Genomic DNA, 16,889 nt, shown 5'->3' with positions numbered 1-16,889 from the left:
TTCGATATACGCCTGCATGGTCTATTTTGTTCCATACAAAATAAGACATTTCCTCCTTCCATGGTGGTCAGATGCAGAAGGTAGAGCGAAGCACGACTAAATGGTCTATTTTGTTCCATACAAAATGAGACATTCCCACCCTCCTTGGCAGTCAGATTTAGGAGGTACGAGACCAAGGATGGTCGAAGATAGAATAATGCAGGAGCAATTATCGAGAGTAATGCATGGAGCGATTACCGAGGATGCTAGAGCCGAGAATAACTATTAGCTACAACCCACGTGCTTGTCTAAAGTGATTTAAATTCCCGCTGAATGGTCAACTCTATAATGGAATTGGTATTAGTTTAGAGCGGCTAAACCCAACGAATGCCTTAAGAGATTGATTTGTTTATTGGGAAACTGTCGATAGTCTAAATAGGGACATAGATATATGGCTTGGTGCGGATGTTTTAACAAGGTCGTACGCTGCATGTCTATCGGTACAAATTCAGCGCTATTAAGCATTAAAGCGTCAGTACTCTCTTTACCGCAAATTATGTGTCGTGTCGCATTGCTGCTGAGTTTTTTAGCTTCAATAGCAATAGATTCATCACGTTTTAGTAGATGCACATCGCGATACTGTCGCCAATCTTGTTCATTGACTACAATTTTAGCCATGATGGTCAAAATTTTACGCCAATGATTTCCATTCAACTCGATTAAAGCTTGAGTTGCACCTGTATCTAAGTGGTTCCACTTTTCTGTGAGTTTTGGTGGTGTAGGCAGGTAAAAGCAGGTACTAGCATGTTCAGTTCCAATCATAATATTGTCTATTTGTTTACGACTAAAAACAGTGTAAGTTAAAGTTATTGGTCAGTATTCTACTCACTATATCTTTTTATACCAACAACTTATTAATGAGCTCTATTGATGATGAAATCCATTGTAATTGGATCGGCGAAGCATTTAGCATTTGCACTGTTTTACTCCTCTATTGGAACCAGTATTGCCTTAATTGCAGCCGCTGTTTGGTATTTAAACTCTCGTCCAGATCTCGACTTATGGCATACAACAGAGTTAGAAGCGCAATATCGGCAACAGCCGAGTATTGCCAGTTTCAACGACTACTTACAATTAGAAGACAGGTTATTTGCGGAAGTTGAAGATACCGTTATAACCGAAACCAAGTCTGAATCCTTATTGGTGCTTAATCGTTATGTTTCGGGCAGTTATTCAGATCCAAAAAAATGGCCTCAAAATTGGAATAGAAGCTTTGAATGGCAAAATGAACAAGCTGATTACGGCATTTTGTTGTTGCATGGCATGTCTGATTCTCCCTACGCGATGCAGCACTTCGCTAAGCACTATAAAGAGGCTGCACATGTCCTAGGATTAAGGCTACCTGGCCATGGCACCCTGCCGTCTGGACTTGTTGATGTGACTTGGCAAGATATGGCTGCTGCAGTAACTTTAGCGACTAAACATTTGAAATTAGTGATGCAAGATAAACCGCTTTATGTGGTTGGTTTTTCAACGGGCGCAGCACTTGCACTTAATCATGAACTTGAGAAAATTGCTCAAGGGAAAAGTGGCGACTTTTCAGGGTTAGTGTTCCTCTCGCCAGCGATAGGGCTCCCGCCTGTGGCTGTTGGGGCAAAATGGCAATCGAGGCTCGGTCACCTATTAGGACTTGATAAGCTAAGTTGGAATAGTATTCAGACCGAGTATGATCCATTCAAATACAGTTCTTTTGCAGTGAATGCTGGAGATGTGGTGTATCAACTTGCCAGGCGTAATGTTGAGTTGATCTCGCAATTGGATAGTGATGCGAAAGCCCGGATTGCGCCGATATTAACGTTCCAATCTTTAACTGATGACACCGTTGATAGCATGGCTGTAGTCAATGATTTGTACCTGCAATTACCGAATAAGCAGCATGAATTAGTGATGTTTGATATTAACCGAACTCAAGTAAACCTAAGCTTAATCGAGACGGATCCGTTATCAGCCTATGCGGATTTTATGGGTTCGACTGAGCTAAATTTCAACTTTACTTTGATAGAAAATACTGGTGAAGATGAAGGAGAAGTTCAGGCCAGAACTTTAGCCTCCAATCACGATATTGTAGCGATTAACGAGCAATGGCCTAAGCAAGTTTACTCACTTTCACATATCGCACTACCGTTTCCGAAAACTGATGAGTTATACGGCCCGCTAAAAACGCCGTTAAGACAAAGAATTCAAATAGGGGCAGGAGCCTCTAAAGGTGAACGCGGCGTGCTCAGTGTGCCTCCAAGTGAAATACTGCGGCAAAAGTGGAATCCATTTTTTGGCTTTATGCTTGAAAAAATGGATACAATAATTACCGATTAGCCTTGTTGTTATTATCTTTTAAAGTGGTAAATACCAACTTATTTCGGCCGCTGTTTTTTGCTTGGTACAAGTTCAAATCAGCTTGTTTAATCCAGTCTTCTAACAAAGCACTATAAGTGCCGTTAGCGATGACGGCACCAATACTAGCAGTAACACTAAACTTAGTTTTGTCATCTGGGGTGTGAATAATGACTTGTGAAAGCCTCTGCCTAAAACTGTCGAGATGAGATTCAATTTTTAGTGCATTACAAAGCGGCATAATGATGAGGAACTCTTCTCCACCGTAACGTACGATAATATCGCCATCACGCTTAAAGTCTTTTTCAAGAAGCTTCGCAACTGTATTAAGCGTCTGATCACCCCCTAAATGTCCATAGGTGTCATTAATGCCCTTAAACCTATCCAAATCAAGGATAGCAATCGCAATCACTTCATCGCTTCTTTGGCAGCTTTCTTGAACCAATGGAAATTGTTCTTCAGCATAGCGACGATTATAGAGTCCTGTGAGAGGGTCTCTCTCTGCTAATGACTTTAACTTTTGATTCGCTAGCTCTAGCTCAAACGTTCTTAAAGATACTTTTTCCTCCAATTCCAACTGATAGCCAATAAGCTGGCTCTTGCTTTGCTTTAGTCGTTTATAGAGAGAGTAGATCTCTTTTGGTGATTCCTCATCAATGTCATAGTCACTATTGTCATTCTTATTTGAAGTGCTGAACTTTCTGGCGATTTTCTCTAGTGGGCGGGTTAGTCTGCCACTAATGATGCGTGTGATCAGAAAAATGACCAGCAGTGAAATGGCGAGAATTGCAAAAGTTGCAATATACATTTGCTCGACAAGCATGACTAAAGGTCTAAAAGGATTGAGAACATAAAGAGTCCATCCGATATCGAGATCATAAGCTGCGTATAAATATTCAGGTGACATGTTAGCTTTGTCATGGATGTTCAAGGTGGGCAATAGACTAGTATCAAGAGCATTATCCTTTGAGTAGCTAAAATTACTCAGTGGTTGAATAGAGAGCTCTGGTGAAGAGAAGACAACTCGGTTCTGTCTGTCAACAAGTACAATATACTGATCTCTAAATAGCTTATTAGTTCTGTCTATTTCCTTAAATCGTTCGAGGTCTAGAGACCCTTCAATGATGCCTATAGGCTGGTAGGCATTCTGTGGTGAATAGAGGGGAGCGCTAATGGCGACGATGGGATCATTGCCAAAGCCTCGGCCTAAAAAAACGGGTGATATAAAAGACTTTTGATTTACGAATGCCTCAATAAAATAGTCTCTATCTGACACATCTAAGTCTGCAGGCTTAACTGCACCATTGAGCAATGATACGGGGCTAGCACTCTCTATCATGCCTCGCTCATCGGCGATTAGCATCGTTATGTATCCTGGGTACTGCTGGTGTAATTTCGAAAGTGCCGTTTGTTGTTGCTCTATGCTCGTTTCACTCAAACTTAACCAATTTGCGGCACTATTTAATACTTGTGCGTGAGTATCAATATGGGCCTGAGTCAGGTTTCCAATGTGGTGAGCAGATTCATTAATATTCTCGCTCAATAGTTGCTGATGACGGTTGATAAACTGGTTGTTAAATAACAATGCCGCAAATAGAAGTGCTAAAAAGATCACTAGTGTAAATGCATAGGTCAACTGAGTATTAAAAGTGTGGCGTTTTCTATCTTTACTTTTGAGAAAAAGGTGTAAAGAAACGGGCGTTAAAAGCAGTAGCATAGAGGCTATAGCTGTGTAAAAAACGCCATTAATCCCTTGTTTCAGTATAATAAAAGGTAAGTGGCTACTGGGAATGTGTGAGTTGAGAATTGCGTATAGGTAAAACAATGGCATACCTATAACTAACCAAAAAATCATACTCGAATATAGTGAGTAAACTCCTTTTCGATGAGCTAAGCCCAAAAATAACGCTTCTAGTGAAAAAAGTAAGTATACGTGAGGACTACCCCAAGCAATAAATAACCCACTAACTGCAATAATGGCTGTATATAGGCCATACCAAGGCCCAAAGAGAACTGCGCTAGCGACAAAGCTAGCATTACCTAAAATTAGCTGGATATTGGCAAATAAAGGCAAAGGATAGAGGTTAACGACCAGACCGAGTAAACCTAGTGCACTCGCTAATAGCAATTTTTGTTGTTTTATCTTTTCCAAATACTAACCTTTATGCTTATTTTATTGTGCGTATTTAAGTCATTTTTATTATATAAAGCCATTAGCTACAATTTATTAACTTTTGCTTAGGATAGCAACAGATAGCGTGTTGTTTTGCTCAATAATACTCGCCTTATTCGTTTTTGCTCCTATGGAATTAGCGGGTGGGGGAGCTGCACATATTGTTAGGTCAATATTTAGAACTCTTTTGATGTTCTTACAGATAAGATCTAGTTCACAGCATTGATATCTTATCGGTTGCCTATTCAGCTTTTGTTCATGAAAGCACTGCATTTTAAGATTCAATTAATGTTAGTTGCTATCATATAAGACATAGGTTTTCATCGTTTAAGCTACTCATTTTCAAAAAGCTTTTACCGATGTAATTTTAAAAAATGTGCTTAGATAGTCTGTAACATTTCAGAGTTTAAGTGCAACAACTCCGTGATTAAGGAACTGTTATGAAATACTTATCTATGTTTGCTGTACTAGCCTTCTCTGCTTCTGCAATGGCTGTAGATTGTACTGAATGCCATGAAAAAATTGATGTAGCAGCACATACTGAAATGGAAGCGACAATTGCAACGTGTAACGATTGTCATGATATGGAAAGTGCTCATGAGTTAGATACAGAGCTACACACTGTTGATCTAACAATCAAAGAGTGTGCTGACTGCCACGACTAAGGCTAATGATGTTTAGCCAATAAAAAAGCCAGCTATACGCTGGCTTTTTTAATTAGAATTGGTCGGGATAACAGGATTTGAACCTGTGATCTCTTGTCCCCCAGACAAGCGCCTTACCGGACTAGGCCATATCCCGAAAATGTCTACAGAATAAATGATAATTTGAGGGAATTCTGAAGAGCCAGCACTGTAACAAGTCAGCTGAGTCACTGCAAGCGCTTCATTAACATCATTGTTTTGTTTGGCTAGTTTATAAACTTTTTAGCTACCCTAATGAATATAAAACCTTCTGCCCTCACGCATTACTTCAATTAACTCTGGGGCGCTCATTTTCTTTTTAAGGCGTTTTTTATACTCAGAGTCGTAAATCCGATACTTACCGTGTCGATCGATAGTCGTTATTTCAGACTGCTGATAAATGGCAAATATACGATTGTCACCGGTATAAACCCAGGTTCTGTCACTCGGCTGCATCAAGCTGCTACCAGCACTAAAGTCAGTTGTTGGATTGGTACAGCCAAGTACTTGTGTCATCAATGTTGGCACTAGTGCATTGTGAGTTGTTCTGTAGTTTATGCGTTTATGTGCACTCTGTTTAGGCCAATGAATAACCATTGGAACTTGAACGTTATCTGGCGAAAGGTTTACCCTGGCTTCAGTCGGATTACTGGTAAACATTTTTCCACTGACACCGGTGATGACAACTAAAGTGTTGGCAGGTAAATCAGTCAGTATCTCTTTCAACTGACTATCAATAAAGTTCAATGACTGGCGGTATTGATTGAATAACACTTTTTCAGCAGATTTTAGCGATCTATCTGCTTTTACTGTCTTAACACCAAGAAAGCCTATCGGTGTATCGTAGCTATCGGGTGACTTTAAATTTAATAGTGTAAACCAAGGCTGTGTTGATGCCTGAGTCCACTGCTGCCAGTTTTCAACGGAGCTGATATCTGAACTTGCGTAACTATCATCATATTGTGAGTCAATTCGCTGGAAGTCATCAAAAATAGCTTGAGGCCGAGCGAGGGTATCGACACTGGTAAACAGCCCCAACTGATAGCCATTGGTTGCAAGCTCCTGAGTCAAAACTGGGCTTTCATAATGCAGGTCTATGGCATTCATATAACTGCCTTGTAAGCCGTAAAGCAAGCTGAACATACCGCTACTAAATTGGTTGCCACCACTTAAATGCTTTTGAAAAGTTTGGTTTTTATCAGCGTATGCCGTTAAGAAGGGCATGGTTGTTTTGTCGACTAATTTTGCCTGAAAGCTATCAATCGCAATGAATAATATATTGGGTTTATCATCTGGCGTACATTGCATAGGTGATAAAGGGTACTTGAGACTGGTTTTGGGTCTCGTTTGATCTTGGTCTTCATGGCTGTTGTCGATACCATAACTTTCCATGAAGCTTCTTGCTGTTGCTGGATAGGATAGCGGGTAAGCATCATCAAACTGTGTTATTTCGGTAACGTCAGCGGCATCGCCCCAAATATGTATTAGGTGACTGGCAATGAAGCATAAGCCAACGACCCCAACGACTTTGTTACCATAATTACGCTTACGGATTTTTTCGATACGTTTCCACAAATAATTAGCGAGCGTTAGCTCTAAAGCTAAAATGCCGATTGGCGTAATAATGTAGGAGGTGCCTTGCAATAACCCATTTAAATCAGCCCAAGCTAAATCAAACACAAAAGGGCTAAGGTGTAGGCCATAGTCATCATAAATAATGGTGTCGTAAAGCAGCATACATAAACTTAATGTAGCGACGACAGCGGCATAGCCTCTGAGTATCTTTGAGTATGGAAGTAACAGAGTAATAGGAAAAATGAGTACCAGATAGACCATAAAAGCGAGAAAGCTAAAGTGGCCAATGGTGCTTAACGCTAGATAGCTCCAGCCTACGATTGATTCAGGAAAACCAACAGTACCGAGATACCGATAGCCGACAATAATAGCCAGTAAGCCATTATAGAAAGCAAACCAATGTCCCCAGCTCACTAAACGTGAAACTCGATCTCGTCCTATCTGTTTTTGTCGCTCAACCATGCTGACTCATTTTTCTCTTATATTGCAGTTAATGGGCTTAAGCTTAAATGGTTAAACCCTTACTCAATGTGGCTCTTTGTTTAGTCTAGCTATTTTTAACCGACTGCGATAAAGCTTTTGCAAACTGCTCTGTAACAACTTCACGAGCTTCAGCAGGTACTTTATTTTGCAACAGGTGAGTTACGCAGTTCCCTAATGCCATCAGACTCAAGTCTGTTGGTGATTGATGCTTCTCTAAAACTGCTAATAGCTCAGTAATGAGTGATTCAACTTGCGTGTTTGAATATTTAGATTGGATAGCCATAATTGAAAAAGTTCACTTTAAATCTTGATTAACGGCATATAATAACGGATTTTTCCGATAAGCTCTGCACTTTTTGGCCTCCTGTTGAGGCTTTTATCATTTATTGTGTACTGGAATGAGTTAATGCTTGATTGCGCAGTGTCAATTCAAACAGTTGCAAAGAGCTCTGTAGGGGAGATATGCCAGTTATTTACATCCTTATTAGAAAGCCGATATAAATTGATTAGTGCTGCTTAATTACCATTATGACCTCGCCAATCACATTGTTAAAACCTTTCCCATGGCGAACTATTTATCATCTAGATTTCTGGTTTCTGTCTGGTATGATATCTGCCGTCATTGTATCCATGTAGCCGACAATTAGCGAAAAGCTACAGGTGTATACAAACCTATTTATTTATCATTATAGAGCTGATTCGCTGGCTATAGCTCTAAGCAACTTTCTATCGAGGCTCAATGAGTATTAACGTCGAACAAGCAATCATCCATGCAATTTCTCAAGATGGAGACGGTCAGCTCAGCTGTCGTTTACGCCCACAGCCGTTGTTAAACAGCCAAGCCGTAGAGACGATGTTAGATGAACTGCATCAAACCTACACCACAAAGGCTGGTAAAGGTTTTGGTCATTTTGGTATAAGCGGTGACGACGGTGAAGCAAATACCAAGTTCGAAGCTGCATTGAGCCAATACCGTAGCAATGATTTAGGCTTTGTTGAGTTTTCAGGTATTGCAGGGAAATTACTGCAGGAAGAACTCGCTAAGTATGACTTTAGCACTGGCGGTTTTCTGTTGCTTTCTTGCTATACCTATATGACTAGCGATTTTTTGTTTGTATCCTTGCTTAACGCTAAGTCATCAATGACAGTGTTAGATGATATGGAGCTGACGCAAAATACTCACTTAGATCTCAACAACGTCCAACTTGCAGCTCGTATTGATCTGACTGAATGGCAAGCAGATCCTGAGTCTAAAAAGTACATTTCATTTGTTCGTGGACGGGCAGGTCGAAAAGTCGCTGACTTTTTCCTTGATTTCATGGGCTGTGTTGAAGGTGTTAATACCAAAGCACAGAACAAATCATTGATGAATGCCGTTGAGGATTTTGTTGGTGGCAGTGAGCTGACAAAAGATGAGCGCCAAACCGCGCGTGAGCGAGTGTTTGATTACTGTACTGAGCGCTGTGACGAAGGTGCTGATATTCAGATTAAAGATTTAGCTGATGAGCTAGCAGATCAAGGTATGGATTCATTCTATGACTTTGCTCAGGGTGGAGATTACGACCTCGAAGAGGAGTTCCCTGGCGATAAACCAACCCTGAGACAGTTGAAGAAGTTTTCAGGTACTGGCGGCGGCGTGACACTCAGTTTTGACAGTCAGCATCTTGGTGAGCGTGTGATTTACGATCCAGTGTCAGACACGATTATCATAAAAGGTGTGCCGGCAAACCTTAAAGATCAACTTGATCGACGTTTAAAAGGTGAATAGATAGACAGTCTTTTGAGCTGGAATGGAAGCCGAGTGTTTTAACGCTCGGTTTTTTTGTGTCTAGAGTTTAGTTATTGACCGTTATAAGTGTAAAGTTGTCGAATGTTGCTGTTTATCATTGTAAGCTACAGCAATTATTGTAATACCAATCAGTATCAAAGTTTGATCGCTCTGCGAGTGATTTAGATATTGATTGCTATCATTTCATCCTGCAGCCATTGCTGCCTGGATTGTGCAAGGTAGACTGTTTTTCTACCTAGGAGCTTAAATGCAACTATTTGTTAAAGATTTAACTGTTATTGACTTCTCATACCTCTGTCCCATTCGCGGCATGGTGGGTGAAAGTTGGATTGTCGATGTTTTGTTAGATGGCGGCTTAGATGAGCAAAACATGGTACTCGATTTTGCAAAAGTAAAACGAACCATTAAAAACACCATTGATGACGTTGCTGATCATCGCTTATTGATCCCAACGGCTTGCAGTGAAGTGCGCTGGCAACAGCAAGGTGACAGAGTCTGGATGGATTTCGATAGTCAACAGGGCGGTATGCACTTAGCGTGCCCGTCGCAAGCATTTGCGCTGATCCCAAGTGAAATTATCGATTTTGAAAGTGTTAATAAGTTCTTGCAAAAAGCACTTAAAGAGGTGTTACCTGCGAACGTAGAAGGGATCTCTTTAACGCTGCGAAATGAAATTCATGATGCTCCTTTTTATCATTATACTCATGGGCTTAAGAAGCATGATGGCAACTGCCAACGGATTGCTCACGGGCATCGAAGCCCAGTTACCGTATTTGAAAATGGGGTGGCTGCACCTAAATGGGATGAATATTGGGCTAAACGCTGGCACGATATTTACCTTGGAAGTGACGAAGACTGTGTGTCAGTACAAACGCTAACCCTTTCTCCACAAACTCAAGTCAATGACAACACGCATTTGGGCTTCCATTATCAAGCTCCACAGGGAGATTTCCAGCTGGCTATGCCTAAGGACTGTTGTGACGTATTGCCCCACGATACAACCGTAGAGTTATTGGCTGATTTTATGGCGCAAACCTTATCTGAGAAAGTGCCTGATAGTAACTTTAAAGTTATCGCTTATGAGGGGATCGGCAAGGGAGCGATAGCAAGTCGACAATGTAGAAAATAATTTCAAGGAGATATTTTGAGTAAAATTTCCCCACTAGTCATTGCTAGTATTACAGCTTTGCTCTCTGTTTCAGCCAGCGCTCAAGTTGAATTGAACGGCGAGTTAAAACAAGGCGCATTGGTGCGAGCCAAAGTGCAGCCAGGCACGCAAGTTTATTTGAATGATGACGCTATTAAGGTTAACCCTAATGGGGAGTTTGCTTTTGGATTTTCTAGGGAAGCTGAATTAAAGCAAATGCTTAAGCTCGTTTATCCTGACGGTTTAACTGAACTTAAACCGCTGTCTATTGAGAAGCGCGACTATAAGATCCAGCAAGTCAATGGGATCAGCAAGAAGATCATGAAGCCAGATCCTAAAGCGCAAAGCCGAGCAGCGAAAGACAGTAAACAGGTCAAAACCGCCCGAGCGCAATTTAGCCCGAATAACGCGTTTAACCAAACGTTTATCTGGCCGCTCACTGGGCGTATTTCAGGTGTTTATGGTAGTCAGCGAGTCTATAACGGCAAACCTGGCACACCACATTACGGTGTGGATGTCGCGGCTAAAACAGGCACTGTAGTAGTGGCTCCTGCGGATGGGGTTATCTCCTTATCAGTCGCAGACATGTTTTACTCAGGTGGCACCATGATTATTGACCATGGTTACGGCGTAAGCTCTAGTTTTCTGCATCTGAGCAAACTGTATGTTAAAGAGGGACAGATTGTTAAGCAGGGAGAAAAGCTTGCAGAAGTTGGTGCGACTGGTCGCGCAACGGGACCGCATCTAGATTGGCGAGTTAACTGGTATCAAATGAGACTTGATCCAACCACAATAGTCCCTTCGATGAAAAGCGTACTTGAAAAGCAATCGACGAAGTAAATCCAATTTGATAGCCACAAAAAAAGCAGCGATAAGCTGCTTTTTTTGTGGCTGTATGGGTTGCCTCGGAACATTACTTGTTGCGGCTTTTCCACTTAAACAACACTGAGTATTTCCATAATGCTTTTATGGTGAAGTAGGAGGTTATTGCAAAAATAGCTCCTAGGACCAGGCAACCAAGCAAAAATGATGGGCCGATGGTTTCAATGGAAGACTCAACCCATTGCCAGCTTGCTTCAAATACAAACTCTTGCGGATGGTTACCGAGGAGCTTTGCACCAAGTATATAAGCAACATAAAACATAAAAGGCATGGTTACGGGGTTTGTGACCCAAACTAGCGCAACGGCCAGAGGTAGATTGACATTAAAAAGTATTGCAAGCGCTGCTGCTAATACCATTTGAAATGGCATCGGGATCCAAGCAACAAACAGTCCCACTGCGAACGCCCCAGGCGCTGAGCGTCGGTTTAATGCCCATAAATTGGGTTTCAGTAAAAGATCACCAAACATGCGCAGATTTTTATGATTGCGTAATGTTTCAGGCTTCGGCATAAATCTTTCTAATAATTTTTTTGGCATAACTTGAATTTGCTGTCTTAACTTACTTCACTATGAATGGATTCATGTGTGGCTTTTGTGCCACGATAATTTCAGCAATGCTTTGGCCATCGCTCCCTCAACTTGCTGCCTTGCCGTTTTTTATTATTCTGGCAATGGCTGTTATTCGGCATACCCCTTTGTTGGCGGGTGGCCTAATTGCACTTAGCTGGATAACGACTTTTAATGCGTTATTAATGAGCTGGGATACAAGTGAAAATGTCGACACTATAGATGTTAAGGCCGAAATCATATCACTAGTTCACTCAAACGGCGACTGGATTAGTATGGATATTATGCTGATTGATTCAATTTTGCCCCACTCGGTAACCAGAAAGCTTAGATTATCATGGTCAAAACCGCCAAACGTTGACGTTGGTCAGCAATGGCTGCTAACAGTTAGGCCAAAGTCAATCACTAGCTTGTTGAATCAAGGTGGTTTTAACCAGCAAAAGTATCTGCTTAGTAAACATATTTTTGCTAAAGGTAAAGTGATTAATGGTCAATTAATATCTGAAAATAGTGACGTTAGAACCACGCTGATTAAGCAACTTAAGCCCGCTCTCAAGCAATATCCTTCACAAGATTTAATGTTGGCGTTATTAGTTGGCGACAAAAGCTTAATGACAACCGAGCGTTGGCAGCAGTTGAAAAATACAGGTACCGGTCATCTGTTTGCTATCTCAGGGTTGCACCTTTCGGTAGCTTGTTTTTGGGGCTATATAGTCAGTAAAACCATTCTGTTTCAATTGCTTGCCAATCAAAGTCGACGTAATGGTGTCATTGCAATGCTGGTCTGCGCTTTGACGGCGATTGTGTATGCTTATCTTGCGGGCTTTTCAGTTTCTACCCAGCGTGCACTTATTATGCTGCTTGCCTATTTGAGTTCATGGTTTTTCAACCGATTTTCAAGTAGTTGGGAAAGGCTGCTTTATGCGTTGTTTATTGTGTTAATCATAGATCCATTCAGTCCGCTCAGTGCGAGCTTTTGGCTGTCTTTTATGGCGCTGGTCGTTATTCTTGTCACAATCTCTACATATTCTTCGACCCAGTACAGCAAGCATCCAAGCAATGAGGTTTTTGAGGACATAGCGGTTCAAACATCACCGACCTCGATATATAGCGATTTTTGGCGCAAATTACAGCAGTGGTTTGTACCATTTTGGGCGATCCAATGGAGGCTTGCGCTGATATTAGGCCTTTTACAGGCGAGCTTATTTGCCGGGACTTCAACCATCAGCGTAGTCGTTAATTTGCTGCTAGTACCTTGGTTTAGTTTTGTGGTTATCCCTTTGGCTTTACTTTGTTTGATGTTGTTCATTATTGGCTTGCTAAGCGGTCTACAAATTGATTTTTCAAATACTTTTTGGTTAGCCAATCAGACGCTAGAACCGGCTCTTTTTTTACTTGATTACGCGAGTAAACTTTCTTTTGCATGGCTTGATCTCTCTCATCAATGGATTGCTGTAATACTCAGTGCAGCAGCTGGTCTATGGTTTTGTTATCAATTTAGAGACATTTATTGGCGTATAACTTTTAGCGCGATGTTACTACCAACCATTCTTTTGTGTTTCCAACATTATTCAAATCAACAAAGCCAGCAGTGGAAAATACATATGCTTGATGTCGGTCAGGGAATGTCTGTCGTGATTGAAAGCAATAACAGGGCTATTGTTTACGATACGGGGGCAAGCTTTGGTGGCAATTTTAGCTATGCTGAGCGGGTGGTGTTACCTTTTTTAAAGAATAAGGGAATTAGAAAAGTTGATTACTTAGTGGTGAGCCATGCTGATAATGATCATGCTGGTGGGACTGATGTCATCCTGGCTGCATTTCCAAATGCTCAGATTATTTCAGATAACGGCGCTAAAGGTGCCATAGATTGCCGTCCTAAAGTGTTTATGTGGCAAGCTATAAAGCTTGAAATAGTGGCGCCAACATTGGCAACAGCAGGTAATAATGGTTCTTGTGTTGTCAGGCTCAGTAAAGAGGGGAATAGCATTTTACTGACCGGCGATATTGAAGCCACTGCCGAGCTTGCGTTGCTAGTCGATAAAGCGATAGCCAGTCAGGTGATGAGCGCGCCGCACCATGGCAGCAGAACCTCTTCAAGTATAGGCTTTATTAACGCTGTCTCGCCTGAGCTGGTATTGTTTCCCGCAGGGTTTAACAATCGTTATGGATTTCCTAAAGAGGACGTGGTTGCGCGTTATCATCGTTTAGGTATCGAGACATTAACGACAGGGGAGTACGGACAATTAAGTGTGATATTTAAGCATGGAAGTGTTGATTATTATACATATCGCTCGGATTTTACCCCATTTTGGTATAACCAAGTGTTTAGGTTTGGTGAGATTGAAAATCCAGAGTAGAATAGTTTTTTTGCCAATACGTTAAGTCTCCCAATGACAACATCTCCTAAAAGTGAAGTTTGGACGGTTTTTAAACGCCTACTGGGCTATTTAAAACCTCTTAAAGCTGTTTTATTTTTTGCCATAGTTGGCTTAACGATGTATGCAGTGGTCGATGCAACCTTTATCGCCGTTATAAAGCCATTTATTGATGAGGGCTTTGGTGGCCAGGCCAGCCAAATACCAACAGGAGCAGGTGGGCTAACTGACTTAGATCTCGGCACCAGTGGTGGCTTTAATTCCGGCAGTGATGTGCTGATGATGGCACCTATCGTGGTGATCGTGTTGTTTAGCCTAAGAGGCTTGGCAAACTTCTTATCGACCTACTGTATCTCTTACATGAGTGCGCGGGTGATTATGGATCTGCGCCAAGAGGTGTTTGAACACTACCTAACGCTACCTGTTAGCTACATAGATAGCGAGAACACCGGTAATTTAATCTCACGCGTTACCTACGACACTGAACAGATAGCGCGAGCATCCGGTAGTGCTTTAATTACTATAGTCCGCGATAGCATCACTGTTGTCGGTATGATAGCTATTATGTTTTACTTCTCTTGGAAACTGTCACTGGTAATATTTATCATTGGCCCTATTATTGGGCTGGTCATTACCGTTGTGAGCCGTCGATTCAGGAAGGTATCTAAGAATATACAAGCAGCGATGGGTGGCGTGACTGCTGCGACAGAACAGATGATTAAAGGCCATAAGAATGTATTGTCTTTTGGCGGTCAAGAAACTGAAGCGCAGCGCTTTGCTAAAGTAAACGATCAAAATCGCTATCAGACAATGAAACTTGCCACCGCACAAGCCATTAGCCAACCTTTGGTGATGATTATTGGCTCATTTGCTATCGCATTTATCTTATATGCTGCCAGCATCGATAGTATGAAAGCAGAGCTAACCGCCGGTACATTTGCCACGATTTTGGGGGCTATGTTGGCAATGTTGCAGCCAATTAAAAATTTGACCCGTGTCAATGCTGAGTTCCAACGTGGTATTGCAGCTTGTACAACCGTATTTGAATTACTTGATACCAAACCTGAAAGCGATACCGGTACGTTAGACGTTAAAAGAGTTAAAGGTGAATTGGCATTTAACAACGTTGATTTCAGTTATCCAGGACACGATAAACTCGCATTGAACGGTATTGATTTTACTGTAGAACAGGGCAAAACATTGGCCCTAGTAGGGCGATCAGGCTCTGGTAAGTCGACTATCGCAAGCTTAGTGACTCGGTTCTATACCGGTCTTAAAGCGGGTGAAATCACCCTTGATGGCAGCAACATTAATGACTATACGTTGGCGTCGCTGCGTAGCCAAGTTGCGCTTGTATCGCAACAGGTCACGTTATTTAATGATTCAATCGCGAATAATATTGCCTATGCCTATCCCGGTGAAGCAACCCGAGAGCAAATCATCAACGCTGCCACTCTTGCTCACGCGATGGAGTTTATTGAGCCAATGCCCGAGGGGCTAGACACCCAAATCGGTGAAAATGGCGTTATGCTATCAGGTGGTCAAAGACAGCGCATTGCTATCGCAAGGGCGATACTGCGTAACTCGCCTGTATTGATCTTAGATGAAGCAACTTCTGCGTTAGATACTGAATCAGAAAAGGCGATTCAAGATGGTCTAGACAACTTAAGGCATAATCGTACATCAATCGTTATCGCTCACCGCCTGTCAACGATTGAAAGTGCAGATCAAATCCTTGTTGTTGATCAGGGGGAAATTGTTGAACGCGGCACGCATACATCGCTACTTGAAAAGCAAGGCATCTATTACAACCTATACCAAATGCAGTTTGGAAGCTAAATGCAATCTTGGGTTAACAAATTATGGTATGACGGGCATATTCTGCGTTTTGCGCTTTGGCCATTGTCGCTGCTATTTGCCGCTATAACTTGGTTCAGAAGACAGCTATATGTTGTTGGCCTAAAGCCGCAAGCTACTTTTGCTGTACCGGTAATTATCGTGGGTAATATTACTGTTGGTGGCAGCGGTAAAACCCCCACCGTCATATACCTCATAGAATTACTGCGTCAGCACGGCTATAAGCCTGGTGTTATCAGTCGTGGTTATGGTGTACAAATTGATGGGGTGCGTTCGGTTTATCCTAGTGATAATGCAAACCAAGTCGGCGATGAGCCAGCGATGATTGTGGCAAGAACGAATGTCCCTATGGTCGTCGGCGCTAAACGGATAGATGCTGCCCAGCAGTTACTTCATGACTTCGATGTTGATATTATTATCAGTGATGACGGCTTACAGCATTATGCACTCGGGCGTGATATTGAGCTTATTATCCTTGATGGTGAGCGTCGTTTAGGCAATGGAATGTTACTTCCCGCTGGGCCATTGAGAGAGGGGCACTGGCGAACCGCTGATGTCGATCATGTCATTGTTAATGGTGGCGTAGCTCGAAGTCATGAGCTACAAATGCAATTGCAGCCAACACAATGGCACTCAGTTAATGGTAAGCAGAGCCCAAATATGGCGCCACAACCAGAGCAGAATGTGGTTGCTATGGCTGGTATTGGCAATCCCTCTCGATTTTTTGATACGCTAGTGGATATGGGGTATAGCCTCGATAGGGTGCAGGCATATGATGATCATAGTGCCTATAGTGAATCAACATTGACCGCGCTTACTGCTGGAAGTCCTCTGCTTATGACAGAGAAAGATGCGGTGAAATGTCGCGAATTTGCAAAAGATAACTGGTGGTATCTCGCTGTAGATGCGAAGCTACCCCCTTCATTTGATCAACAGATTTTGACCCGCGTTAAGCAAGTGGTTGAAAAGAAACAAAGGTAACAG

Annotated in this window: 13 protein-coding genes and 1 tRNA gene; 8 read left to right on the top strand and 6 right to left on the bottom strand. The window is 42.0% G+C overall.

Features of this window, described 5'->3' with window-relative positions; genetic code table 11:
- Positions 1-339: 339 nt before the first annotated feature.
- Entirely contained in the window at positions 340-801 is a 462-nt protein-coding gene (locus AB4135_RS12105) for a DUF6942 family protein (protein ID WP_371993152.1), read from the bottom strand.
- Between the two features lie 111 nt (positions 802-912).
- Between AB4135_RS12105 and AB4135_RS12100 the strand changes: the two genes are divergently transcribed.
- Positions 913-2,352: an alpha/beta hydrolase gene (locus AB4135_RS12100; protein ID WP_371993158.1), complete on the top strand. Its 1,440-nt coding sequence runs from the start codon at positions 913-915 to the stop codon at positions 2,350-2,352.
- Here AB4135_RS12100 and AB4135_RS12095 read toward each other — a convergent pair.
- Positions 2,342-4,522, bottom strand: coding sequence for a diguanylate cyclase (locus AB4135_RS12095; RefSeq protein ID WP_371993150.1), 2,181 nt, complete (start codon positions 4,520-4,522; stop codon positions 2,342-2,344). The genes AB4135_RS12100 and AB4135_RS12095 overlap by 11 nt on opposite strands.
- Before the next feature lie 461 nt (positions 4,523-4,983).
- Between AB4135_RS12095 and AB4135_RS12090 the strand changes: the two genes are divergently transcribed.
- Positions 4,984-5,208: a cytochrome c3 family protein gene (locus AB4135_RS12090; protein WP_371993149.1), complete on the top strand. Its 225-nt coding sequence runs from the start codon at positions 4,984-4,986 to the stop codon at positions 5,206-5,208.
- A 59-nt stretch (positions 5,209-5,267) separates the two neighbouring features.
- On the opposite strand, the gene AB4135_RS12085 is transcribed toward AB4135_RS12090, so the two are convergent.
- The 3 genes from AB4135_RS12085 to AB4135_RS12075 all read right to left on the bottom strand — a co-directional run bounded on the left by AB4135_RS12085 (position 5,268) and on the right by AB4135_RS12075 (position 7,567).
- Positions 5,268-5,344, bottom strand: a tRNA-Pro gene (locus AB4135_RS12085).
- Positions 5,345-5,478: 134 nt separating this feature from the next.
- Complete coding sequence (locus tag AB4135_RS12080; protein WP_371993147.1) at positions 5,479-7,263, bottom strand: DUF3413 domain-containing protein; 1,785 nt, start codon at positions 7,261-7,263, stop codon at positions 5,479-5,481.
- Positions 7,264-7,348: 85 nt separating this feature from the next.
- Positions 7,349-7,567: a YejL family protein gene (locus AB4135_RS12075; RefSeq protein ID WP_020912377.1), complete on the bottom strand. Its 219-nt coding sequence runs from the start codon at positions 7,565-7,567 to the stop codon at positions 7,349-7,351.
- 456 nt (positions 7,568-8,023) lie between these two features.
- Between AB4135_RS12075 and yejK the strand changes: the two genes are divergently transcribed.
- From yejK to AB4135_RS12060, 3 genes are all read left to right on the top strand, one after another.
- Entirely contained in the window at positions 8,024-9,052 is a 1,029-nt protein-coding gene (gene yejK / locus AB4135_RS12070) for a nucleoid-associated protein YejK (protein WP_371993145.1), read from the top strand.
- A 268-nt stretch (positions 9,053-9,320) separates the two neighbouring features.
- Positions 9,321-10,202: a 6-carboxytetrahydropterin synthase gene (locus AB4135_RS12065; RefSeq protein WP_371993144.1), complete on the top strand. Its 882-nt coding sequence runs from the start codon at positions 9,321-9,323 to the stop codon at positions 10,200-10,202.
- 15 nt (positions 10,203-10,217) lie between these two features.
- Entirely contained in the window at positions 10,218-11,060 is an 843-nt protein-coding gene (locus AB4135_RS12060; protein WP_371993142.1) for a M23 family metallopeptidase, read from the top strand.
- Between the two features lie 73 nt (positions 11,061-11,133).
- On the opposite strand, the gene AB4135_RS12055 is transcribed toward AB4135_RS12060, so the two are convergent.
- Positions 11,134-11,640: a DUF2062 domain-containing protein gene (locus AB4135_RS12055; RefSeq protein WP_371993141.1), complete on the bottom strand. Its 507-nt coding sequence runs from the start codon at positions 11,638-11,640 to the stop codon at positions 11,134-11,136.
- Positions 11,641-11,684: 44 nt separating this feature from the next.
- On the opposite strand from AB4135_RS12055, the gene AB4135_RS12050 reads away from it, so the two are divergent.
- Genes AB4135_RS12050 through lpxK form a run of 3 tightly spaced genes read left to right on the top strand, consistent with a single transcriptional unit; the run spans position 11,685 to position 16,886 of the window.
- Positions 11,685-14,030 carry a DNA internalization-related competence protein ComEC/Rec2 gene (locus tag AB4135_RS12050; RefSeq protein ID WP_371993139.1) on the top strand — a complete coding sequence of 782 codons (2,346 nt, stop codon included), beginning with the start codon at positions 11,685-11,687 and terminating at the stop codon, positions 14,028-14,030.
- Between the two features lie 33 nt (positions 14,031-14,063).
- Positions 14,064-15,887 carry a lipid A export permease/ATP-binding protein MsbA gene (gene msbA / locus AB4135_RS12045; RefSeq protein WP_371993137.1) on the top strand — a complete coding sequence of 608 codons (1,824 nt, stop codon included), beginning with the start codon at positions 14,064-14,066 and terminating at the stop codon, positions 15,885-15,887.
- Complete coding sequence (gene lpxK, locus AB4135_RS12040) at positions 15,888-16,886, top strand: tetraacyldisaccharide 4'-kinase (protein ID WP_371993135.1); 999 nt, start codon at positions 15,888-15,890, stop codon at positions 16,884-16,886.
- Positions 16,887-16,889: the final 3 nt, after the last annotated feature.

Origin of the sequence: Shewanella sp. 10N.286.54.B9, assembly GCF_041468565.1 — a bacterium.
Taxonomy (GTDB): Bacteria; Pseudomonadota; Gammaproteobacteria; order Enterobacterales; family Shewanellaceae; genus Shewanella.
The sequence above is the reverse complement of the archived record's forward strand: the minus strand, read 5'-3'. Positions and strand labels throughout refer to the sequence as shown.

Coding starts and splice junctions, on each gene's coding strand:
- AB4135_RS12100 (WP_371993158.1), top strand. CDS start 913: ATGAAATCCATTGTAATTGGATCGGCGAAGCATTTAGCATTTGCACTG.
- lpxK (WP_371993135.1), top strand. CDS start 15,888: ATGCAATCTTGGGTTAACAAATTATGGTATGACGGGCATATTCTGCGT.
- yejK (WP_371993145.1), top strand. CDS start 8,024: ATGAGTATTAACGTCGAACAAGCAATCATCCATGCAATTTCTCAAGAT.
- AB4135_RS12065 (WP_371993144.1), top strand. CDS start 9,321: ATGCAACTATTTGTTAAAGATTTAACTGTTATTGACTTCTCATACCTC.
- msbA (WP_371993137.1), top strand. CDS start 14,064: ATGACAACATCTCCTAAAAGTGAAGTTTGGACGGTTTTTAAACGCCTA.
- AB4135_RS12050 (WP_371993139.1), top strand. CDS start 11,685: ATGTGTGGCTTTTGTGCCACGATAATTTCAGCAATGCTTTGGCCATCG.
- AB4135_RS12075 (WP_020912377.1), bottom strand. CDS start 7,567: ATGGCTATCCAATCTAAATATTCAAACACGCAAGTTGAATCACTCATT.
- AB4135_RS12105 (WP_371993152.1), bottom strand. CDS start 801: ATGATTGGAACTGAACATGCTAGTACCTGCTTTTACCTGCCTACACCA.
- AB4135_RS12090 (WP_371993149.1), top strand. CDS start 4,984: ATGAAATACTTATCTATGTTTGCTGTACTAGCCTTCTCTGCTTCTGCA.
- AB4135_RS12055 (WP_371993141.1), bottom strand. CDS start 11,640: ATGCCAAAAAAATTATTAGAAAGATTTATGCCGAAGCCTGAAACATTA.
- AB4135_RS12080 (WP_371993147.1), bottom strand. CDS start 7,263: ATGGTTGAGCGACAAAAACAGATAGGACGAGATCGAGTTTCACGTTTA.